Origin of the sequence: Bacillus sp. FSL R5-0431 (genome assembly GCF_038002985.1) — a bacterium.
In the GTDB taxonomy this organism is placed as follows: domain Bacteria; phylum Bacillota; class Bacilli; order Bacillales; family Bacillaceae; genus Bacillus.
The window spans coordinates 2943272-2965820 of record NZ_JBBOOG010000001.1; the positions used below are offsets into that span (position 1 = coordinate 2943272).

Consider the following 22549-nt stretch of genomic DNA (forward strand, 5'->3'; position numbering starts at 1 on the left):
GCCCTTTTTTCCCTTGAGCTTATCATAAACAAACATTATGGGATAATGATGAGAAGAATATGTGAAATTGTGAAAAAAGCATGTGATTGTTGACATGCCGCCTTTGTATCCCGTTATAATGACGTTGAGAGGATGTGGAAGACTTTGTCGTACACCATTTATTTAGTGGAAGATGAACAAAACTTAAACGAACTTTTAACCAAATATTTAGAAAGTGAAAATTGGAATGTCTCCTCTTTTTTAACCGGAGAAGCGGCACGCCGGGCAATGAACAAGCCGCCGCATCTATGGATTTTAGATATCATGCTGCCTGATACAGATGGCTACACACTCATTAAAGAAATCAAAGCCGCATCACCTGACGTACCGGTCATTTTCATTTCGGCACGCGATGCAGATATCGACCGTGTCCTCGGCTTAGAGCTGGGAAGCAGTGATTATATTGCGAAGCCATTTCTTCCGCGCGAGCTGATCATTCGGGTGCAAAAGCTGCTTGAGCTTGTGTACAAAAATAGCGATACTCCGCAGCAGAAAAGCGTCACACCCGTCTCCTCCTATGTCATTCATGAGGATGTAAGAGAGGTGTATGAAGGAGATCAGCTGATTAACTTAACTTCTAAGGAATTTGACTTGCTGCTTTTATTTACACATCATCAGGGACATGCTTTTTCTCGTGAAGATATCCTCGTCAAAATTTGGGGACACGACTACTTCGGAACAGATCGTGTGGTCGATGACCTTGTCAGACGGCTACGCAAAAAAATGCCCGACTTAAAGGTCGAGACCATCTATGGATTTGGCTATAGGATGCTAAAAGGATGAAGAACAAACCGCTCGCTTTTCAAATTTGGGTCGTCATCTCTGGTATTTTGCTCACGATCTCGATTGTCCTGATCATCCTATTTTCTAATACATTACGAAACTTTTTCACGAATGAAATTTATAAAAATATCGAAAATGAACAGCAGGTGCTCACAGAATATCCGTTGAACCGAGACGGCTCGCCAAAGTCGACACCGGAAAACCGCTCGGTGCAGCACATTCTGATTCCGTCAGATGAATTAAACCAAATGGCACAGTTTTTCCCGCACGCCTTTATTGAGAAAATCCAAGCCTTTGTGAAAAAACAAAAAAGTGCAACGAAACGCTATTCTGAAGAGGTGAATGGCCAGCACATCTTTTTTGTCATCAAAAAAGTATCAACAGACAATACACAATATATTCTTCTGTCCTATGCACCAGACTCTTATCGAGACGACCTGTCCTTTACGCTGTTTAAACAGCTGATATTTATCCTTGGCACCGTTATTTTATTAAGCTGGATTCCATCGATTTGGCTTGCCCGCTACTTATCCCGTCCAATCGTTGCGTTTGAAAAGCACGTGAAGCGGATTGCGCAAGAGGACTGGGACGACCCTGTCATCGTTGACCGGCAAGATGAGATCGGGAAGCTTGGTCATACCATTGAAGAAATGAGACAAAAGCTCATTCAAAAGGATGAAACAGAACGGACTCTTTTGCAAAATATATCACATGACTTAAAGACGCCTGTCATGGTCATCCGCGGCTATACGCAGTCGATTAAAGATGGTATTTTTCCTAAGGGAGATCTTGAACAAACGGTGGAAGTCATTGAAGGTGAAGCGGAAAAACTTGAGAAGAAAATCAAGGATTTGCTGTACTTAACAAAGCTTGATTATTTATCAAAACAACACCCCGCACATGCTTCCTTCCTACTCAGTAATACGATGCTGGAAGTGGTCGACCGAATACGCTGGTCGAAAAATGAATTGCAGTGGAACGTGGACTTAGATGATGAGGCTGCTCTTGAAGGCGATCCAGAACAATGGAGCAAATTATTTGAGAATGTACTAGAAAATCAACTCCGCTACGCAAAAAGTAAAATTGATATCCAAATGAAACAGGAAGAGGATCAAATACGCATTGTCATTCGTAACGACGGTCCTCCCATTGAAGAACATATGCTATCCAACCTATACGAACCTTTTAGTAAGGGAAAAAAGGGCGAATTCGGTATTGGATTAAGCATTGTCAAAAAAATTCTCTCCATGCATCAAGCGTCTATATCAATTGAAAATGATGATCTAGGTGTACGTTATACGATCACGGTTCCAAAGAAGAGACTGTAGGTTTTTGACCGCAGTCTTTTTTAGATGAATGAATACCCATTGAAATCACGGTATGTGGCTTTGATTTTCTTGCCAGCTTGATACATCCATTTCTTTTCAATGGTTGTCTCTTTCGGCATTTTGACTTTTTCTACTTGTATTCCTTTTGTTCGCAAGCGTCTCATCATATCATCGATTTCTCTCATGGAACATCATCCTTTCACATTTTTTGACCAGTTGGTCACCTTACTTTATAATATAAAGAATTACACTGTAAAAAACAAGTTACAATCTGATTAATTTTTGAAAACTTTCGTCGTTTATGACCGATAAGTCACATCTCTTTGCGCACGTTTCCTAAGACATTTGTCTCTCGGTAAGAAAGGATGACATTCATATTGAAAAAGAAAGAAAAAATGATCATTGAGGCCGGCATGAAATTGTTTGCCAGCAAAGGCTACAATACAACGTCTGTTCAGGAAATTGCGGATGAATGCCACATGTCAAAGGGTGCTTTTTATCTTTATTTCAAATCAAAGGAAGCACTGCTCATTTCAATCTTGCATTACTATTATGATAAGGTATTTACCCGGATTCACGAGGTTCAAACAGAGGGCGGCACACCAAAGGAAGCCTACCGAAAGCAGCTCACTGTCTACTACGATAATATTTTACAGCAAAAGGATTTTATTAAAATGCAGCTGAGCGATCGAGCACTGCCAATGAATGAAGAAACGCAGCTGCTCGCAAAACAAATCAGACTTGCCACCATTCAGCTTCACATTGATAACATTAAGCAGGTATATGGAGATGCAGCGATTCCTTATATGGCTGATCTTTGTTTGACGATTGAGGGCATGAGCCACGTTTATTTCGAGCTTGCGATTTTATATGATTTTCAGCTGGAGGCTGAGGAGCTAGCTGCAACGATGATTCACCGTATCGATGATTTGATGGGCGGTATGATGGAGCGAAATGATTTTCCGCTCATCTCTGTAGATCAAGCGAGCGATTGGTTTGGTCCTATTTACGAACGGTCATTCGACCCGCTGACAGAATCTCTTTTAAAAGAATTAAGAGAGCAGGCTGAAGCACACTATGAAGTGAAAGACGAGCCAGATTTATTTGAAGCGCTTGGCATTTTAGAAAATGAATTAAACAAACAAAAACCAAGACAAGTCATCGTAAAAGGCATGCTGTATCAATTAAAATTATACGCACCGCTCCAAACCAACTCTGAATCACTTATGCGTATTTTGAAAGAGGATCATTTGTAGAACCCAGGGCAGTCCCTGGACTTTCATTTTGTTCGATACTCTCAATGAAAAAAACCAGGGGCTGCTGCCCCTGGTTTCTTATTTTGCTTTCGGTGCCACCATTTCTTCTGGTTTCACAAACTCTTCAAACTGCTCTTCTGTTAGCAGCTCTAATTGAAGTGCTGCTTCTTTTAATGTTAAACCTTCTTTGTGAGCAAGCTTTGCAATTTTCGCTGCATTTTCATATCCGATGTGCGGGTTGAGTGCCGTCACAAGCATCAATGAATTGTTCAAGTTTTTCTCGATTGTTTCTAGGTTTGGTTCGATTCCAACTGCACACTTGTCATGGAATGAGTTCATGCCGTCAGCAAGTAATTCAACTGATTGTAAGAAGTTATAAATGATGACCGGCTTAAATACGTTCAGCTCAAAGTTTCCTTGGCTGGCGGCAAAACCGATTGTTGCATCATTCCCCATAATTTGCGCTGCAATCATTGTTAATGCTTCACTTTGAGTTGGGTTGACTTTACCTGGCATAATGGAGCTTCCTGGTTCATTTTCAGGAATGATCAATTCACCAATTCCGCAGCGCGGACCGCTTGCCAGCCATCTCACATCATTGGCAATTTTCATTAAATCAGCTGCAAGTGCTTTTAGGGCACCGTGTGCATACGTAATTTCATCATGGCTTGTCAGCGCATGGAATTTGTTTGGTGAAGAATTGAATGTTTGACCTGTCAGTTGGCTGATTTCCTCAGCGACATATTGTCCGAACTCAGGATGTGCGTTGATCCCTGTACCAACAGCTGTTCCGCCAATCGCAAGCTCTCTCATTTTTCCAGTTGATTCTAGGATCATTTCTTTTGAACGATCCAGCATGTACACCCAGCCGCTAATCTCTTGACCTACTGTCAGTGGTGTTGCGTCTTGCAAGTGCGTACGACCGATTTTAACAATCTCTTGATACGCTTTTGCTTTCTCATCAAGAGTGGCTCTTAATTGATCAATCGCTGGCAATAATTTTTTGTACACAGCTAAAACAGCTGCCACGTGCATAGCAGTTGGGAATGTGTCGTTTGAGCTTTGGCTGCGGTTGACATCATCGTTCGGATGAATGCTGAACTGACTATTTTTATCTTTCAAGTAAGCAGTTGCTCTATTTGCAACGACTTCGTTCATGTTCATGTTACTTTGCGTTCCACTGCCTGTCTGCCATACAACAAGCGGGAAATGCTCGTCATACTTTCCACTGATGATGTCATCACATACAGCAGCAATTGCTTCTGCTTTTTCGCTTTCAAGGTTGCCAAGACGTTCGTTGGCAATCGCTGTGCTACGTTTCAAAATTGCAAACGCATTCACAACTTCCTTTGGCATTTTCTCAGAACCGATTTTGAAATTTTCTTTGCTTCGTTGTGTTTGTGCACCCCAGAACTTGTCCTTTGGCACCTTGATTTCGCCCATTGTATCTTTTTCGATTCTAAATTCCGTCATTATGTATCCCTCCATAGCTTCTCATCACTCAACTCTATTCTATACAAAAAACCAAAATCCTTTAAGCGTTTTCAATTAAAATTTTATCTTTATTTTAATTTTAGTTCAATATAAACGCGGACATCTTTCGAATATTTGTATTTTGGGTTCGTTTTTCCGTAATCCTTTGATGTATATGTCACTTCATAATGCTTGTCAAACGACTGTAGAATACGGTCAATCTCCTCTTTTGTTCCTGCTAAACGAATTTGTGCCATCTTGTTTCCTCCAAAACCCTCATTCTTTCTTTTACCACAAAATAATGTAACACAGAATATTGTTTTTTCAAGCAGGTAATGCTAAGAAAAAGTTATTTGAGGCGGGTGATCCTTTTGAATCAGACTCCATTGAAAGAGCACTTATACGATAATCTCTCCGTCATTCTCCCGCAATTAAAGGAAATGGATGATTTGGTCCATGAGAAAAAAACACTGCCTCACGGGCAAGTCGTTTACTATTTATACATAAAAGAAATGAACGAAAAGATGGAGATTCAAACCTTTTTAAAGCTGCTTCTCCAAGATCATACGTCTCTCACAAAAGAGAAGCTGGAATCCAATTTATCGATGATGACCACACGTTCGGTGAAGACCTCTGAACAATTGGTCGATGCGATTTTTGAAGGGCATTGCGTGGTGCTCATTAATGGATTTCAGCATGCGTATATTTTAGAAACGCATGGAACGAAGAAACGCAGTTTAGGGGATGCTACCTCTGAAACAGTCGTGAGAGGACCAAAAATTGGCTTTATTGAAGATTTAAATACGAATTTAGCGCTTGTAAGACAGCGCTTGAAAAACCCCGATCTTAAAACCGTCGATATGAAGATTGGTCTACAGAAATACACTCAGGTGACCATCATGTACATCGACGGTATCGTTCAAGTGCCTGTTTTAAAGGAAGTCAAAAAACGGCTCAAGCAAGTCACCATTGATGATATACAAGACTCTGGTGTTCTTGAGGAGCTGATTGAAGACAATGTGTATTCTCCTTTTCCACAAATTCAAAACACAGAACGGCCGGATAAAGTGGCGTCTGCTTTAAATAATGGCCGGGTCGCCATCTTTGTCGATCATTCACCTTTTGTGTTAATTGTACCTGCATCCCTTGCGACGATTATGCAATCACCCGATGATTATTATGAAAGATGGATCGCCGCCTCTCTTATTCGTTTGCTGAGATTTACCTCGATCTTTCTGACGTTATTTTTATCAGCCATTTATATTGCGCTTGTGTCGTTCCATCAAGGTCTTTTGCCAACCACTCTGGCTATTACGATCTCGAGCACAAGGGAAAATGTCCCGTTTTCACCCATTGTCGAGGCACTCATCATGGAGATAACCATTGAGCTGCTGCGGGAAGCTGGCTTAAGGCTGCCAAACCCGCTCGGTCAAACGATCGGACTTGTTGGCGGGGTTGTCATTGGACAGGCTGCCGTTCAGGCACATATTGTCAGCTCAATCATGGTGATTATCGTTAGTGTCATTGCACTTGCATCCTTTACTGTTCCTCAATATGGGATGGGCATGTCCTTTCGTGTGCTCCGCTTTGTGTCCATGTTTACTGCGGCTACCTTTGGTTTATATGGGATTGTGCTGTTTATGCTTGTACTCCTTACTCATCTCACGCGGCAAAAAAGTTTTGGCACGCCTTATTTCTCACCAGATTTTGTGTTCAGCTATAAAAACGAAGACAATTCCATTATTCGATTGCCTTTAAAAAATCAAAAGAAAGGAGAACGACATGGTCAATCATAAAGAGTCGATTACCAGCTATCAGGCAAGTGCCATTATTGCCAATACAACACTAGGCGCAAGTATGATGATTCTACCAAGATCAATGGCTCAGGCTGCGGCTACACCTGACGGCTGGATTGCACTCTTACTCGTGAGTGTCATTTACATTGTGTTTATTTTTGCAAATGTCCTCATGATGAAAAAAGTCCCCTTCTCCTCTTATTATGATTATACGAACGAGGGGCTTGGAAAATGGATTGGCGCTCTTGCCAACCTCTTGATTATTATTTATTTTCTTGGCGTCGCCAGCTATGAAGTACGAGCGATGTCGGAAATGGTGAAATTCTTTCTGCTTCAAAACACGCCTGTAGCGGTGACAATGATCAGCTTTATTATAGTTGGTTTTTATCTTGTGATTGGCGGGATTGGTGATTTAGCCAGGCTTTTTCCTTTTATTTTGATTGTGACGCTCATCATCTTATTTGTCGCTTACGGACTTAGCTTGCAAGAATTTAAGTTAGATAACCTCCGGCCCGTTTTAGGAGAGGGGTTCTCCCCTGTCTTCAATTCCTTTAATGCATCAGCCATATCGTTTGTCGGCATTGAAATGATGCTGTTTATGCCTGCTTATATGAACACGCAAAAACACACTTTTGCTTATGGAACAGTCGGCTTTTTGATTCCTGCGATTATTTATATTTTCACTTATATTCTTGTGATAGGTGCGCTGACGGTCAAAGAAACGGCGGCTTTGACTTGGCCGACCATTGCCTTATTCCAATCGTTTGATATTCAGGGGATTTTTATTGAACGAATTGAATCATTTTTGCTTATCGTTTGGCTGGTTCAGCTGTATACAAGCTTTGTCGGATATACATTTTTTGCCGCAATCGGGGTATCCAGACTGACCAAGTTTCCTAAAAAGGTAGTCGTCGCTCTAATGGGAATTGTCATTTACTTTGCAGCGATTTTCCCAAAGGATGTCGATACAGTGCGAGATTATTTAACCTATGTGAACAACCTCTTTTTCCTGCTGTTCGGCATTCTCCCGTTTCTCTTATTTATAATCGTTTTTTTCAAAAGGAGGCGGAAAACAGCATGAAAAAGAAGGCAGCTTGTGCTCTTTTGATGCTGGTTCTATTAAGTGGTTGCTGGGATAGTACAAATATTGAGGAGCTCAACATGGCGATTGGGTTTGCAGTAGATAAAGGGGACCAAGGACATAAATTAAAGGTGTCTATGCAAGTCCTCGTTCCTCAAAAGATTGATCAGGAAGCAAGCGTCAAAGACCCTACGAAAATCATTGAAACAAGCGGGGATTCTATGCATCAAATTTTCCGCACAACGGCGCTGAAAAGCCACCGCATTTTCGCCCAGCAGCTAAGGGTGTATTTGTTTTCTGAGGAGCTCATCAATGAGAATAATTTCGACCTCGTCATTAATCAATTCATTCGAGACAATGAAACGCGGAGAGGAAGCCTCGTCTTTATGACCTCTGAGAAACCTGGGGACATGCTGAAAATCAATGACGACGGACAGCCAGCCTCTTCGACCTTATACGATCTTTCAGAAAACAGAAAAACGACCATTTCCATGTTCAAGACGGTCTCATTAGGAGATATTTCTTCTGCCATGCAAAACAATGTATCTTTTGCTCTTCCGAAAGTCAGCGTCGATCAAGGAAAATTAATACTCGACGGTGCCTCTATTATTAAGAATAGACGATTTCTCACCAATATCTCTCCGTCAGCAGTGGAGTCATATAATTTGTTAACAGGGGACGGAGAAGGCGGAGTCATACAATTTGAATATGATCACAGCCTCTACTCTTTTGAAATTTTCAAAATCAAGCACCATATCAAAACGCATAAATCAGCCAGTGGAAAATATCAATTTGATGTGTCAGTGGAGCTTGATGGGCGATTGTCTGAGGATTGGAATGAACGCGAAAACGCTTTTAATGAAAAGTATCTCAGAGAAATCGAAGGCGCTGTCAAGCGTCGATTAGAGAAAAACGTTAAAGATTTCATCGAGGAATTACAGCATGAGATCAAAGCAGATATTTGCGGGTTTTATCAAAAGGCGAGTATTGCCTACCCAAAGGACTTTCGAAAAGAAGCAAAACATTGGGATGAGATTTTTAGTGAATCAGATATTCGTTACAAAGCAAATGTGAAAATCCGTGACTTCGGGACTAAGGGCGCAACACAATCCTGATAGAGTATGTTAAAATGGTAAGAAAAAAAGGGTGTCAATCATGAAACGAGCTTTACTTTCGGCCGGCATTCTATTTTTGATTCTAGGAATACTCCTGTTAGTCGTTGTATTCATGCAATCAAAAGAAGATTTCTTCATTGAAGCCGACAGCTTTTCGAGCACATTTTTGATCGTGATTTATTATGGACAAACCCCTGCGCTCCTTCTTATTGGAGGCGGTTTATTCGTCGGACTTTCACAGATCATTGGTTTGCAGGAGAAAAAAGCAGCAGTGGCAAAGGAGAGCGTACAGCTATTATCCGAGATGAAGAAAGCCCTAGAAGACAAATCGGCCGAGGAGCAGGAGGCTTTTCCAGTTCCTGAGCTCCATCAACTATCCGAACGTCCGATCACAGGACAGAAGGACTAATTTTACGCATGTTCTAGCAGCTTTCATTTGAAAGCTGTTTTTTTATTTTATTGAATCAGCTTATGACGATGCGCATACACAGCCGCTTGCGTCCGGTCTTCTACATCGAGTTTGGAAAGAATGTTGGTAATGTGTGTCTTCACTGTTTTAATTGTAATAAATAGTTCCTCAGCAATGACCTTATTCGATTTTCCATCCGCAATCAGCTTCAAGATTTCCATTTCTCTTGCTGTTAATGCATCATGAAGGATCGATCCATTTGAGGAATGACGGAGTTTATTCATGACCTTTCCAGCCACTTTTGATTCAAGTCTTGGTTCGCCGATACTTGCAGACCGAATGGCATCCGCAATTTCTCCTGCCTTGGATGTTTTTAATAAATAGCTTAAAGCACCTGCCTCAATCACTGGATAGACTTTATCATCGTCAATAAAGCTCGTCAGAACGATAATTCGAGCATCTTCAATTTCTTGGCAAATTCTTTTCGTTGCTTCGATGCCATCCATTCCTTCCATGACAAGATCCATTAAAATCACATCTGGCTTTAATTCAACCGCAAGCTCTACACCTTTTTGTCCATCTGCCGCTTCACCAATGACTTCAATATCAGCCTGCGCCTCTAAAAAGGCAGCAAGCCCCATTCTCACCATTTCGTGATCGTCGATTAAAAGTACTCGAATCATCGAACGTTCTCTCCTTTTCCTTCATCAAAAATGGGGACCTTCACATCGATTTGTGTTCCTTTTCCCTCAAATGACATAATCTCTGCGACACCGCCTACTTCACTTGTTCTTTCACGAATCGATTCAAGTCCGTAGGAAGCTGTCTTCACATGATCTGTTTGAAAACCGATCCCATTGTCGATAATCTTCAGCTGCACCTGCCGATTTCGAATGAGCAGACGTACCGTCACCTTTGTCGCCTTTGCATGCCTGAACACATTTGATAGGGCTTCCTGTACAATTCGGAAGAGGTGATCCTCTACTCCTTTAGACAGCGGAACATCATCTTCTATTTCCCAATCAATATCAATCGGCTGCTTTGCTTGAAATTCATTTAGGAGTTCAATCAAGCCTTTTTTCAAGTCTTTTCCTTCAAGGGTGATCGGTCTGAGATGAAGCAAAAGCGCACGCATTTCATTTTGTGCATCGCCAGCCATTCGTTCGACTAGGCGCATTTGCTTTAAAATCTTTTCATCCTTTTCCTTCATGCCTTCAAGAATCGCAGAGGTCATCATCGAAATCGCAAACAACTGCTGGCTGACCGCATCATGCAGTTCTCGTGCTAGACGCTGGCGTTCTTCTGAGACGACGGATTTCTTCATTTGCACCTGCCATTCAGCCCGTTCATTCGAGAGCTTTTGCAAAGAAGCTACTTGTCCTTCAACTCGTTTCGCCATTTCATTTAATTGATCTGCCGCTATGCCAATTTCATCGTCGCCAAGAGATGGCAGTCTGTATGCAAAGTTCCCATTTTCAAACTTTAAAATCGACTCTACAAGCTGATCGAGACGCTTCTTATGCTGATAGCCAAATACATGCGAGGCAGAAACCCCAATGGCAATACTAATGATCAGTAAAATACAAAAAAACGGGATGCCGAACCAGCGGGTAGAGAGGAGAATCATCGGATCAAGCTGATAATAAAAAAACATGGGCAGCATCGTCATGATGACAACACCAAGCGAGATCCCTACTCCAAGACGAATAGATTGCCACTGGATACCTAGATGGAGTTTCCTCATAAGTATCTCACATCCACATCTCCGATCAGTAAAGAAATGGAGATTTTCACTTTTCGTTTGCTCTCATCGTAATTGTTGGTCATCACATACACTTTACTGCCGAATCCGCTTCTTTTTTCATCGATAATTTTCATATCACCGATTGCAGCTGAAGCACTCACACATACTTCAATATCCTGCGGTACGTAAATATCCACATCTCCGATGAGCCCGCTAATCACAATCGTGCTCTCTTCTTCTGCGATGATGGCCTTTGATAAGTCGATTTTAACATCCCCGATAAACCCTGAAATCGTCAAATCACTTAATTGAAACGGCTTTTTCATCAGCCTGACTTCACCGATAAAAAAGTCATGCTCCTTGCGCGGCTTTGTCTGGCTCTTTGTTTTCTTTTGTTCGCCCTCTTTTTCAAGATTGACTTTCAGAGAAGGCTTACCATCGTCCGATGCTTCCTTTTTATCGACATCAAAAACAGGTTTGTTTTTCAATAAGCGATAGCCGGCATATATCAAAAAGGCCGCAAATAAATATCCTGTTAGACTAAATGTAATATTGAGCAGAAATTTTAAAAAGAGAAAGCCGGCAAAAATATAGGAAACTGAACCGAGCCAACGTTTGGATCTTGAGTGCAGCCAATAGCCAGCCAGCGCAAAAAACACAGGCCAAAACAAATCGGCTCCGATCCCAATAATTTTGAGAAATAGATTAATACCAAAAATCACGACAATGATGCCTAAAATTTGATTCCTTGAAAAACGCAGTTGACTCGCCTCCTTCCTTTCTTCCATTCATTACCGCAGCTTTAAGTTTCCACTTGTCATTTCAATATCGACTAAGTGTGTTCCTTTTCCCTGCTTGCCTTTAAAGCCTCGCCCTTCACTATCCACTTGATCAAAGTGATAGGAGTGATCGACACTTCCACTTGTTTTTTTCACTTGGACGTTAAAGTCTCCTTCATCCGGCAGGTTAAGTTTTGCACTGCCTGATGTCATATGAAAGGAGACAGGTGACGCAATGGTATCAAACCTTGCCGTTAATCTACCGCTTGTCATGCCTAGTTGCAGCTCCCCTTTGACATCTTTAATATCGGCACGTCCAGAGGTTGCCCCAATATCACTATTTTTCGCATCGATGTGAGACACGGAGAGTCTGCCCGATGTCGCTTTGATTTCTACATTTTTTGCTGAGAAATTCTCAGCTTTGAGGTTTCCGCTTGTTGATTTGAGCGTCACATCTTGAAGAGACAGCTTCCCTTCACCATCCATCTCGCTGACCCCGCTTCCACCTGTAATCTTCACATTTTTATGATAATCTGTTGGAATTTTGACTAAGAGCTCTCCTTTTTCAAATGAGGAGAAAAATAAGAATCCTTTATTTTCAGCACGGACGTTGAATGTACTGCCTGTTTGCTCCGCATACATTTTCCCTTTTCCATTAACGACAATCACGGAAATATCGGAACGATTTTCAGGCTTTACCTTCACGCGAAACCCAGAAAGAGAGATATCTAATTGATCAATTTCATCTTTTTTCGCTGAAGCTGTTGTGACTGCTTTTTCACGGGAGAAACTCAAATGAAAGAGATCTTCATTTTTGAAAAGCATCCCAATCATTAAAAAGACACCTACAAGTATACAAATTAGACCGATTAACCGCTTCATTCGTACCATCCTTTTATCTTCTGACCTTTTCATTATAAGGAAAAGCGAAACAGAAAGAAATCAAATATCGGAAGAAAAATCCTGCTTTTCTTCCGATCTGACATCGATTCCTTAGTTTGCTTGCTGCTCAGGCTTCTTCTCCAGCTTGAGCTTCTGCCATTCTTTTTCAACCTCATCCGCATAGTCTAGATGAGCATATGCTCCTTGATCGGCAAATTGTGCATAGCTGCCCGCTTTTGTCTCCATTTCTTCGATACGGTTTTCCATTCGAAGAAATTCCTTATATGCACTTTCACTGTCTACTTTGTTCATGGATTCGTTCATATGCTGCTTTGCCTGTGCGGCATTTGCTCTTGCAATCAGTGCCTGCTTCTTATCTTTAATATCACGCAGCTTCGTTTCTAACTGCTGCAATTGCTCTTTCAGCTCTTTCAATTGTTTCACAGATTGCTGATAAGCTTCCTGATATTCCTGATGCTTTTCTTCAAAATACTTCATTTCTGTGAGCGCTTTTCGTGCTAATTCTTCTTCTCCTGCGTGAAATGCCAGCTCAGCCTGCTTCTTTCTTTTATCAGCAAATGCTTCCGTCTCTTCTGCTTTGCGCAGGAAGCCTTGCTGAATCGTTTGCTGTTTGATGATCGCATGTTTCGCTTTAGCAATATCGTCTTCCATATCACGAACGTACTGATTCAGCATGACACGCGGATTCTCCAATTTATCTAAGCCTTCATTGACCGTTGCAACAAACATATCTCTTACTCTTCTGAATACCATTTGATATTCCTCCTCTTATTTTTTCTTTAAAAAGTCTTCCCATTCTTGATCAAATGACGTGTGAATAGGTTCTTCCATTTTCGGTGCCGTGTTTGGCTCCATATATGATCTGGTTGATGATTCTTTTGCCTGTTCACCATTGATCATCGTCCAGCCGAAGTAGAGAAGCCCCCCAGCCAATGCGATTCCAAGGATAAATGGCAGAGATTGCACAACAATCAGTACACCAATGACCGCTAGAATGACACCTAAGGTTTGACTGCCTTTCTCATATTTCTTTACACCTACATAGATGAGCCACGCCCCAATCAGAATCGGGATCAGCCCTCCTAGTGAACCACCGAAGAAGATGGATAGACCGACAAACATTAAAATCGAACCGATGATGGTTTTACTTGTTATTTTCATCTTCATGCCTCCTTTCTTGCTCCTTGCTTTTACTTTAGTCAAAAAAGAGAGCTGGCAAAACGTGTCGCAGATTGATCTTTCATTGCGACCAGAGTCGTAACTTCACTCAGACTAAGCGATAGAACCCAATAAAAAAGCACTCTTCTCATTCGAAGAGTGCTTTTCCTTATTTAGACCGAAACACGTCTGCGCTTCGTTCATATTCAACATCAGCTTCACCGAGCCGATGATTCACGACTCGTGCGGCTGCAAATAAATAGTCGGATAGACGGTTCACATAGGTGAGTGTAACCGCTGGAATCTCCTCCTGCTTCGCAAGCGTCACAATATGCCTCTCTGCTCTTCTGACGACTGTCCGCGCCACATGTAAGAGAGCAGCGCCTTCCTGGCCGCCCGGCAAAATAAACTTTGTGAGAGGCGCGGCTTCTTCTACATAGATATCCATTCTTTGTTCAAGGACTGCCACTGATGCTTCAGTTAATTTGCCTTCTTTACGTGGTTTGACTGCTGCCAAATCACCGCCGCAGTCAAAGAGCTCGTGCTGTATCACAATCAGCTCTGACAAAATGTCTTGAAACAATTCTCCATGCTGACGTAAATTTGCATGTGCGAGTCCAATGAAGCTATTCGCCTCATCTAACGTGCCGTACGCCTCTACTCTTACATCATCCTTATCGGCTCTCCCGCCGATCAAGCCTGTTTGACCTTGATCCCCTGTTTTTGTATAAAGTTTCATCGGTGTCCCTCCTTGTCTATTGCTTTGTCCTTTTAGTATAACCTGAAGTGAAAAGGATGTATTTGTTTAACTAAAGCACTGTGTTTAAACAAAAAAAGCGAACCCCTTGGTTCACTTTTGAATGGCATTCAGTGTATAAAGAAGACGGTGCACTTTCTGCCTTAATCTTTCGTGTAAATGCTTATCATCTTCTGTTTCCTGCATACCCGCAGCAGCGATACAAAGATGATGAATGGACATGCTCGTCTCCTGTTGAATCATGTGGACAAGCTGCCCCATGAGCTGAACAGACGATCCGTCTGATAAAGATTCTTTCAATACAAGCCAAATGGTCAGCTCTTCTTGCTGACGCATGCCGTAAAGCGCTATGTCATCTTCCATGTCTTCAGCAGCAAATTGGTTTGGTCCACTCGTTTGGTCGTAAAACAATATTCCTTCACGATCATCCAGCTCGTCACGAAGCATCTCAGTTCCTGTTCCGAGAGATCTTTTCCAAAAGAAGCCGCCCCTTTTCTGATGTGAGGAAAGGACGCGGAGCGGCTGTTTGAGGGAAAACGTCATTCCTTCTGAGCCATACGTTTTCCAGCCATCCGCTAACTTTGCATTTGATACTATAGAAGCCCCCGCAGGCTCAATGATCAGCTGAGGGTTTGCTCTTCGCGGGTGTTGGAGCGGTGTTACCTCTGTTTCATACACACGGTTGATTCGCTCAGGCGTCAAGACGTGGTGCGGCAGTCCTATCATTTCCGTCTTTCCTTCATCAAGCAGCAGCAGCCGGTCACAATATAAACTGGCGATGTTCACATCATGAAACACGCCGATCACCGTTAGCCTAGAGGAAGTGGTCTCTTCTTTAATTAAATCAAGCAAGTCTTTTTGATAGGCCAAATCAAGAAAACTGGTTGGTTCATCCAGCAATAAATATTCAGGTTGCTGGGCTAATGCCTGTGCCAAGTACACACGCTGCTGTTCTCCCCCGCTCAACTCATGAATGGATTGATCCTTAAATTGTGCAACATCCGTTTGTTCCATTACTTTGTTTACGACCTGCATATCTTCTCGCGTAACAGATTGCAGCCATCCTTTTTGATATGGGTAACGACCGAATTGAACCGTTTCTTCCACTGTAAATGAGAAGGCTTGGTCCGTTTTCTGCGGTAGAACAGCCATTTTTTGCGCAAGCGCCTTTGGACGGTAGGATTGAACCAGTTGACCGCTCAGGCGTACCTCGCCACTCTCAGGTGCCAGCATCCCAGAAATCATTTTAAGCAAGGTCGACTTACCGCTCCCATTTGGACCAAGTATACCGAGAAATTCTCCTTGCTTTACCTCAAGGCTGATGCCACGTATGACCTCTTTCTCTCCATATCCACCTCTGATTTCCTTCACTTGAATCATAGATGCGTCCCTCCTCTATATTTACGGATGAGGATGATGCCGAATACAGGGGCACCAATTAACGCAGTAATGATGCCAATCGGTAATTCAGTCGGTTCAATGGTCGTACGGGATAACACATCTGCTAAAACGAGAAAGGAAGCGCCGTTCAGCATAGACAAAGGCAGGAGGTGCCGGTGGTCTGTGATGGCTAAGAGGCGAATAAAATGCGGAATCACAAGTCCCACAAATCCGATCGTCCCTGACACCGCTACCGCACTACCTGTCAGAATCGAGCCAGCAAGCAGCACTATATATTTGCTCCTTCTCACATGAACACCTAATAGCTTTGCCTTCTCCTCGCCATACGTCATGACATTCAAATCTCGTCCCATCAGCATTAATGCAAAGGTCCCGACAAGAAAGAAAGGAAGGAAAAGCGCAATATAGCGCCAGCCCCTCATGGACACACTGCCGAGAAGCCAATGAATAATCTCTTTTAGATCATCACCTGTTAAAGCAATCATCAATGATATAAGCGCACCCAAAAAAGAGCTGAAAATCACCCCAGTTAAAATTAAAGAAGAGATGCTCATCCCCCGATGAACAAGACGCGCAAAAAAGAGGACGAGACATAGGGTCACAAGCGCTGTTGTCATACTGAAAAAAGGCAGTGTGAAACTGCCGAGCAAAGGGAGCTGCAAGCTGAAAAATAGTGTCGCGACGGCTCCAACTGATGCCCCTTGAGATACACCCAGCGTATATGGGTCAGCAAGGGGATTTTTTAATAAACCTTGAAAGGCTGCACCTGATAACGCCAGCGCTGCTCCGACTAGTGCCGCTAATATCACTCTCGGCAGTCGGATATTCATCATAATATTGCGATCAATTGAATCTATTGTGCCAATCTGCACCCCGAATAGTTCATGAACAAATATACGGAGAATAGAAGGAATGGGAATCCCTAAGCTTCCAAAGGAGATTCCCATTCCAATGCTCACCACAAGAAGTAAAACACTTAGTGTGTATGCGATGATGAATTTATTTGAACGTGTCAGGATAGATGCTTTTCGCAAGAGCCTCGACTCCTTCAACCAATCGCGGTCCCGGTCTTGATGCGAGATCCGTATTCAATTGAAAGACTTGTTTTTCCTTCACTGCTTTGATCGCATTCCAGCCGTCTCTCTTTTTCAGATCAGCTAAGCTGGAACCATCAATTGTGACGATCACATCAGGATTTCGTTTGATAATCGCTTCTTCTGTCATTTGCACCCAGCCAGTTTGATCGCCAGCAGCATTTTTCGCATGGATAACAGAAAGCATTTCGTCCATAAATGTATTTGTACCTGTTGTATAGATTTCAGGCGCACCTGATACTTCGACAAAGACTGTTTTTTGTTCGTCTTTGGAGATCGCCTCTGCTTGTTTCTTGATGTCATTCAATTTTGTTTTCATCTCATCTACAAGCTTTGTTGATGCTTCTTTTACACCTGTTGCTTCACCGATCATATTGATCGATTTGTACACATCCTTAAATGAGGTGGCATCATTTACAGTCAGTACTTGAATTCCTGCATCTTCAAGCTGTTTAAATCCATCTTTTGATCCCATCTGCGATGCATGAGCTAATACTAGATCAGGCTTTAAGGAAATGACCTTCTCGACATTGAATTCAAGTCCGCCAATCTTCTCTACCTTTTCAACTTCCTTTGGATAATTGTCAAAATCTGATCGTCCAACCATTTTATCGCCAAGACCAAGCGCATAGGCAACCTCTGTATTACTTGGAATTAATGAAACAATACGCTTAGGCTGCTCTTTGATTTCGAGTGTTTTACCAGCTGCATCTTTAATCGAGACAGGAAATGCCGCAGCCGCTGTTTCGTTATTTTGTGAACTCTTTGCTTTATGATCTGTCTCAGCACCTGCACATCCTGCTAAAACACCCATCACAAGCAATAGCGATAGCCAAATGGCCGTTAACTTTTTCATGAATGAACCCCCTGGTTTATGTACTGCTTGACGTCATCTCTTCCGTCAATTCTTTTCTAATTTCGGGAATATTATACTACAGTGCAGATAGGTTGTATATGTGATTTCTAAAAGCGTCTTTTTCGTTCTTACTAAAAGAAAAACAGCCTCCGAAAAGACTGTTTTTCACTCATCTATCAATTGATTTGTTCCCCATTGATGACGACTTTCTGAAAAGAAGGAGATACTGCATGCTCCAAAGAAAGTGGATACGTCACATGATCTATGACACAATTTTTCATGTTGAAGTGTGTAACGGGGGAATGTGAGTAGGCGGCTATTTTCACACCATATCGTCCGCCGCTGCTTTTCAGTCCTTCTACTTCAATATGACGCACAACAGGACGATGTGGACCCGCATCCCCTTCCTCATACATCATGTCGATACAGACCACTTCATGCTTTAAGCTTTTGACTGTGTTGTTTTTAAAGTAAATATGTTCAATGGTACCGCCTCTGACAGAGTTGGTTTTAATACGCAGTGCCCGGTCAAGGTTCGGACTATCCATTACATTATTCTCGGCATATACATACCTGACCCCGCCAGAGATTTCACTCCCGATCGTCACTCCGCCGTGTCCATCACGCATCTCATTTCTACGAATGACAATGTTTTCAGATGAAACCCCTATTCTCCGCCCGTCCTCGTTTCTGCCAGATTTGATGGCAATACAATCGTCTCCATTATCAAAATAACAATCTTCAATGAGCACATTCCGGCAAGACTCCGGATTAACACCATCTGTATTTGGTCCATGCCCGATGATATGGACTCCACGGACGATGACATTTTCACTTAGCACAGGATGAATTTGCCACATCGGTGAATCCTTCACTGTCACTCCTTCAATGAGAACTTGCTGGCATTGGTAGGGCTGGATAAAGCTTGACCTTAAATAATGGCCTTCTCCAAACACTCTTTCTTCTACTGGTATCCTCTTTTCAGCCATTTCAAATAGAAGCTGCCGATCCCGGTCCTGAGACGGCTGGCCATTCGTGCCATACTTCCAAGGCCACCAATGATGTTCATCCCCTCTGCCATCAAGCGTTCCAGCTCCTGTGATGGCGATATTTTCTGCATGGTGTGCATAAATGAGAGGTGAATAATTATAAAGCTCAATCCCTTCATATCTTGTCAGTACAATCGGCAGATAATCCTTTGGATCTTGGCTGAATGCCACATAGGCTTTCTCATGCAAATGCAGCTCTACATGACTCTTCAATTCTAGAGCACCTGTCACAAACGTCCCTTCTGGAATCAGCACACGTCCCCCTTTCAAACGGTGCGCATCATCAATCGCAGACTGGATAGCATCTGTTGAAAGCTCTATCCCTTTCCCATCTGCACCATAATGAACCACATTAAATTCACGATCAGGGAACAGCGGCGCTTTTATCTGCTTTAACACTTGATCGATTCCGTTTGCTTTTTTGTCTTTCTTCTCTTGCCTTGCTAAACGCTTGAGTCCGATTCCTGTGAGTACCGTTCCTGCTGTGATATACATCAAATCCCGCATTTTAAACACGTTCTCATCCCCCAGTCGCCTTAAAGTGTGACACCTGTTTTGAAAATAGCCAGCTCTCTAAAATTGTTTTTTTCATGATTTAATAGCTTTCCGCTCGCCACATCAATGACAGTTGAAATGAATTTTTCTAATACAACATCTTCTGGTACATCTTCAAGCAGTTCTCCCGCATTAAAGTCAATCCAGTGCTTTTTTGTTTCATATAAGGCTGTATTCGTCGAGACTTTCATTGTAGGGACAAACGTACCGAATGGTGTCCCTCTGCCTGTTGTAAAAAGGACCAACTGACAGCCGGAAGCAGCAAGTGCGGATGAAGCAACCAAATCATTACCTGGCGCACTTAATAAATTCAGGCCCTTTCGCTTCAGCAATTCCCCGTATCTCAATACATCTTGAATTTCAGAAGTCCCTGCTTTTTGTGTACAGCCGAGAGATTTATCCTCTAATGTCGAAATTCCACCAGCTTTATTTCCCGGGGAAGGATTTTCATATACTGGATATCGATGATCCATGAAGTATTGTTTAAAGTCATTGATCATTTGCACAATATTGTCGAAAGTCGCTTCTGATTCCGCTCTCTCCATTAAAATCGTTTCAGCTCCAAACATTTCGGGCACTTCTGTTAACACTGTCGTGCCGCCTTGAGCAACAATAAAATCGGACAGCCTTCCTAAAAGCGGATTTGCGGTAATGCCGGAGAATCCATCTGATCCTCCGCACTTCAAGCCGATTTTCAGCTCAGATAACGGGATCTCTTCACGGTGATCTTCTTTCGCCGCATCATAAATTTCCTTGAGTAAAGCGACTCCCGTCTCAATCTCATCTCCTACTTCTTGGCTTCTTAAAAATTTCACTCTCTCACGGTCATATTCACCTAATGTGGACTGAAAATCTTCAATATCATTATTTTCACAACCAAGTCCAAGGACGAGCACCCCTCCAGCGTTAGGATGCTTCACGGCATTTTGTAAAATGGTTTTTGTATTTTCATGATCGTCCCCAAGCTGGGAGCATCCATAATTGTGCTTTAATACGAGAGCTGTTTCAAACGGATGGATGTTTCCACCCATTTCAGCGGTGAATATTTGGATGATTTGATCGGCAATGCCATTCACGCATCCAACGGTTGGGACAATCCAAAGCTCATTGCGAATCCCGCTTTCCCCATTTTTCCGTTTATATCCTTTAAATGTAAGATTCGTTTTTTCATAGGGGTTGTCTGTGAATGAAGGCTCGTATTCGTAATCGAGCTTTCCTGATAGATTGGTTTTGATATTATGCGTATGCACCCATTCTCCAGCAGAAATGGCAGTCGCTGCATGCCCAATGGGGTAGCCATATTTCATGATATTCTCTCTTTGCTTGATATCAGCCAATGCAAACTTATGACCTTTGGGAACGTTCTCTTTTAAGACAACAGAGTGTCCTTGATGTTGCAGCTCATCCCCTTGCTCAAGCACTTTTAAAGCAATACCGACATTATCTGAAGGGTGAATCACAATAAAATCTTTCATGCCTTCTCCCCCTGACTTTCATATTGATGATGCAGCATTCGTTGAACAGCCGCTCTCATCCCTTGCTCCTGTATGAAGGTAAGCTGATCAGCTACAGCGTGACTCAAATCATCTACATCCGTTAAATTTCTCCCCCATAATGGCTCACATGATAGAATCCTGACTGCGATCGCTTCATTGGATTGGTTCTCCCCTTCCCAGGCTTCCTTCATAAATGCCATTACAGTCTCATCATCCTTTATCCTTTCTGCATATGCTCTGTAAAAATAAATGAGACTGCTGAGTGAAAACACGAGTTTCATTGGCAGCTGTTTCTTTTGCTCAACATAATCAAGCAATGACGGAAGAACTCGGGTTCGGAACTTGGATATACCATTGAGCGCAATATCGAGCAATTGATGCTTCACAAATGGATTGCAAAAACGATCCCAAACCGATTGTGTATAAAGAAGAAGCTCATCTTGAGAGAGCTCAAGCCCTGGCAGTACTTCCTCCTCCAGCATACGCCGGATGAACGGACCAACATGCTTGTCATCCACAGCTTCTTTTACAGTTTCTATACCAAATGAGTAAGCGATTGGCACCATTGCTGTATGTGCACCATTTAAAATTCGTACCTTGCTCATGCGATAAGGCGCAATATCTTCTACAAAAAGGACATTTAACCCTGCTTTTTGAAAGGGAAGCTCTTTTTGTACGAAGGCAGGTGCTTCAATAACAAAGAGGTGATAATATTCTGCCGTGACAAGCAACTCGTCGATATACCCATCTTCCTTTTGGACAATTTCAGCTGCTTCCTTAGAAAACCCAGGAACAATCCGATCCACAAGCGTATTACAAAACGTGTTGGCTTCCTTGATCCATGTGATAAACGCAGGCGGCAGGTCCCACTCTGCTGCCATGTCTATCACATATTCCTTCAAGCGGTCACCGTTATGTTCGACCAGTTCACATGGAAGGATGATCAGCCCTTTTTGTTCATCTCCAGTAAATGCTTTAAACCGGTGATATAAGAACGCCGTCAGCTTTCCTGGAAAACTGGCTTGCGGTCGATCCTCCAAGCGATCCTCCTTTCTGAGCATAAGTCCTGCCTCTGTCGTGTTTGAGAAGACAAAGCGGAGATCGGGGTTTTCAGCTACGTATAAAAAACCATCGTAATCCGTATACGTACTGATTCCTCTGCTGATCGATTGAATGATCATGCGCTCATTCATTTCTTGCTGGTCATGATAGCCCTGTATACATAAAGTATATAAGCCATCTTGCTCATTTAAAGCCGCAACGGATCCTTTTCGCGGAGGAACAACAACAGCTCTTCCTTTAAAATCTGTGCAGTCGTTCAGCTTCTGGATGTGCCAATTAATAAATCCTCGCATAAAATTCCCTTCACCAATCTGTAAAATCGTTTCCGGATACTCAGGCACAGGGTACATGGGTTTTGATAAACGTTTCAAATGGATTCCCCTCTCTTCGTGATATGCACACGTGAACATTTATC

23 protein-coding genes are annotated in these 22549 nt (G+C 42.5%); 7 read left to right on the plus strand and 16 right to left on the minus strand.

Annotation, left to right across the window (positions count from 1 at the left end; genetic code table 11):
- The first annotated feature begins 144 nt into the window (after positions 1 to 144).
- Together MKZ03_RS15280 and MKZ03_RS15285 are read left to right on the plus strand one after the other, a co-directional pair.
- A complete protein-coding gene (locus tag MKZ03_RS15280) occupies positions 145 to 822 on the plus strand; it encodes a response regulator transcription factor (RefSeq protein WP_066030424.1) in 678 nt (225 codons plus the stop codon).
- Positions 819 to 2150 (plus strand): sensor histidine kinase, encoded by a 1332-nt coding sequence (locus MKZ03_RS15285; RefSeq protein WP_034659929.1) that lies wholly within the window; start codon positions 819 to 821, stop codon positions 2148 to 2150. Before MKZ03_RS15280 ends, MKZ03_RS15285 begins: the two co-directional genes overlap by 4 nt.
- 20 nt (positions 2151 to 2170) lie before the next feature.
- Here MKZ03_RS15285 and spxO read toward each other — a convergent pair whose 3' ends face one another.
- Positions 2171 to 2335 (minus strand): anti-adapter protein SpxO, encoded by a 165-nt coding sequence (gene spxO / locus MKZ03_RS15290; RefSeq protein WP_095285802.1) that lies wholly within the window; start codon positions 2333 to 2335, stop codon positions 2171 to 2173.
- 192 nt (positions 2336 to 2527) lie between these two features.
- Here spxO and MKZ03_RS15295 point away from each other — a divergent pair, with 192 nt between their 5' ends.
- The gene (locus MKZ03_RS15295; protein ID WP_106072941.1) at positions 2528 to 3406 is read left to right on the plus strand and encodes a TetR/AcrR family transcriptional regulator; all 879 of its coding nucleotides are present in this window, start codon (positions 2528 to 2530) and stop codon (positions 3404 to 3406) included.
- Positions 3407 to 3484: 78 nt separating this feature from the next.
- Here MKZ03_RS15295 and fumC read toward each other — a convergent pair whose 3' ends face one another.
- Positions 3485 to 4879: a class II fumarate hydratase gene (gene fumC / locus MKZ03_RS15300; protein WP_341032327.1), complete on the minus strand. Its 1395-nt coding sequence runs from the start codon at positions 4877 to 4879 to the stop codon at positions 3485 to 3487.
- Between the two features lie 89 nt (positions 4880 to 4968).
- Entirely contained in the window at positions 4969 to 5136 is a 168-nt protein-coding gene (locus MKZ03_RS15305; RefSeq protein ID WP_003213147.1) for a YvzF family protein, read from the minus strand.
- A 114-nt stretch (positions 5137 to 5250) separates the two neighbouring features.
- Here MKZ03_RS15305 and MKZ03_RS15310 point away from each other — a divergent pair, with 114 nt between their 5' ends.
- From MKZ03_RS15310 to MKZ03_RS15325, 4 genes are read left to right on the plus strand one after another with little or no spacing between them, the layout of a single operon-like run.
- Complete coding sequence (locus MKZ03_RS15310) at positions 5251 to 6675, plus strand: spore germination protein (RefSeq protein WP_034659932.1); 1425 nt, start codon at positions 5251 to 5253, stop codon at positions 6673 to 6675.
- Complete coding sequence (locus tag MKZ03_RS15315; RefSeq protein ID WP_034659933.1) at positions 6662 to 7756, plus strand: GerAB/ArcD/ProY family transporter; 1095 nt, start codon at positions 6662 to 6664, stop codon at positions 7754 to 7756. The genes MKZ03_RS15310 and MKZ03_RS15315 overlap by 14 nt, the downstream gene beginning before the upstream one ends.
- Entirely contained in the window at positions 7753 to 8871 is a 1119-nt protein-coding gene (locus MKZ03_RS15320) for a Ger(x)C family spore germination protein (protein ID WP_340973707.1), read from the plus strand. Before MKZ03_RS15315 ends, MKZ03_RS15320 begins: the two co-directional genes overlap by 4 nt.
- Before the next feature lie 40 nt (positions 8872 to 8911).
- Positions 8912 to 9280, plus strand: a complete 369-nt coding sequence (locus MKZ03_RS15325) for a hypothetical protein (RefSeq protein WP_034659936.1) — start codon at positions 8912 to 8914, stop codon at positions 9278 to 9280.
- A 47-nt stretch (positions 9281 to 9327) separates the two neighbouring features.
- Here MKZ03_RS15325 and MKZ03_RS15330 read toward each other — a convergent pair whose 3' ends face one another.
- The 13 genes from MKZ03_RS15330 to MKZ03_RS15390 all read right to left on the minus strand — a co-directional run bounded on the left by MKZ03_RS15330 (position 9328) and on the right by MKZ03_RS15390 (position 22505).
- On the minus strand, positions 9328 to 9963 hold the full coding sequence (locus MKZ03_RS15330) for a response regulator transcription factor (protein WP_340973709.1): 636 nt from the start codon (positions 9961 to 9963) through the stop codon (positions 9328 to 9330).
- On the minus strand, positions 9960 to 11024 hold the full coding sequence (gene liaS, locus MKZ03_RS15335) for a two-component system sensor histidine kinase LiaS (RefSeq protein ID WP_341032330.1): 1065 nt from the start codon (positions 11022 to 11024) through the stop codon (positions 9960 to 9962). Before liaS ends, MKZ03_RS15330 begins: the two co-directional genes overlap by 4 nt.
- Positions 11021 to 11812: a cell wall-active antibiotics response protein LiaF gene (gene liaF, locus MKZ03_RS15340; RefSeq protein WP_189318193.1), complete on the minus strand. Its 792-nt coding sequence runs from the start codon at positions 11810 to 11812 to the stop codon at positions 11021 to 11023. Before liaF ends, liaS begins: the two co-directional genes overlap by 4 nt.
- Before the next feature lie 3 nt (positions 11813 to 11815).
- Positions 11816 to 12685, minus strand: a complete 870-nt coding sequence (liaG, locus tag MKZ03_RS15345) for a LiaG family protein (protein WP_340973711.1) — start codon at positions 12683 to 12685, stop codon at positions 11816 to 11818.
- 111 nt (positions 12686 to 12796) lie between these two features.
- Positions 12797 to 13459 (minus strand): stress responsive protein LiaH, encoded by a 663-nt coding sequence (gene liaH / locus MKZ03_RS15350; RefSeq protein ID WP_307500219.1) that lies wholly within the window; start codon positions 13457 to 13459, stop codon positions 12797 to 12799.
- 15 nt (positions 13460 to 13474) lie between these two features.
- Positions 13475 to 13867 (minus strand): hypothetical protein, encoded by a 393-nt coding sequence (locus MKZ03_RS15355; protein ID WP_307500220.1) that lies wholly within the window; start codon positions 13865 to 13867, stop codon positions 13475 to 13477.
- Positions 13868 to 14033: 166 nt separating this feature from the next.
- Positions 14034 to 14603, minus strand: a complete 570-nt coding sequence (locus MKZ03_RS15360) for a cob(I)yrinic acid a,c-diamide adenosyltransferase (protein ID WP_307500221.1) — start codon at positions 14601 to 14603, stop codon at positions 14034 to 14036.
- 111 nt (positions 14604 to 14714) lie between these two features.
- Positions 14715 to 16001 (minus strand): heme ABC transporter ATP-binding protein, encoded by a 1287-nt coding sequence (locus MKZ03_RS15365; RefSeq protein ID WP_341032332.1) that lies wholly within the window; start codon positions 15999 to 16001, stop codon positions 14715 to 14717.
- Positions 15998 to 17056, minus strand: a complete 1059-nt coding sequence (locus MKZ03_RS15370) for a FecCD family ABC transporter permease (RefSeq protein ID WP_341032334.1) — start codon at positions 17054 to 17056, stop codon at positions 15998 to 16000. Before MKZ03_RS15370 ends, MKZ03_RS15365 begins: the two co-directional genes overlap by 4 nt.
- Entirely contained in the window at positions 17022 to 17972 is a 951-nt protein-coding gene (locus MKZ03_RS15375; RefSeq protein WP_334750445.1) for an ABC transporter substrate-binding protein, read from the minus strand. Before MKZ03_RS15375 ends, MKZ03_RS15370 begins: the two co-directional genes overlap by 35 nt.
- Before the next feature lie 176 nt (positions 17973 to 18148).
- Complete coding sequence (locus MKZ03_RS15380; RefSeq protein WP_341032338.1) at positions 18149 to 19537, minus strand: glycoside hydrolase family 28 protein; 1389 nt, start codon at positions 19535 to 19537, stop codon at positions 18149 to 18151.
- Positions 19538 to 19557: 20 nt separating this feature from the next.
- Positions 19558 to 21051 (minus strand): UxaA family hydrolase, encoded by a 1494-nt coding sequence (locus MKZ03_RS15385; RefSeq protein ID WP_341032340.1) that lies wholly within the window; start codon positions 21049 to 21051, stop codon positions 19558 to 19560.
- Positions 21048 to 22505 (minus strand): tagaturonate reductase, encoded by a 1458-nt coding sequence (locus MKZ03_RS15390; protein WP_334750447.1) that lies wholly within the window; start codon positions 22503 to 22505, stop codon positions 21048 to 21050. The genes MKZ03_RS15385 and MKZ03_RS15390 overlap by 4 nt, the downstream gene beginning before the upstream one ends.
- Between the last annotated feature and the right edge of the window lie 44 nt (positions 22506 to 22549).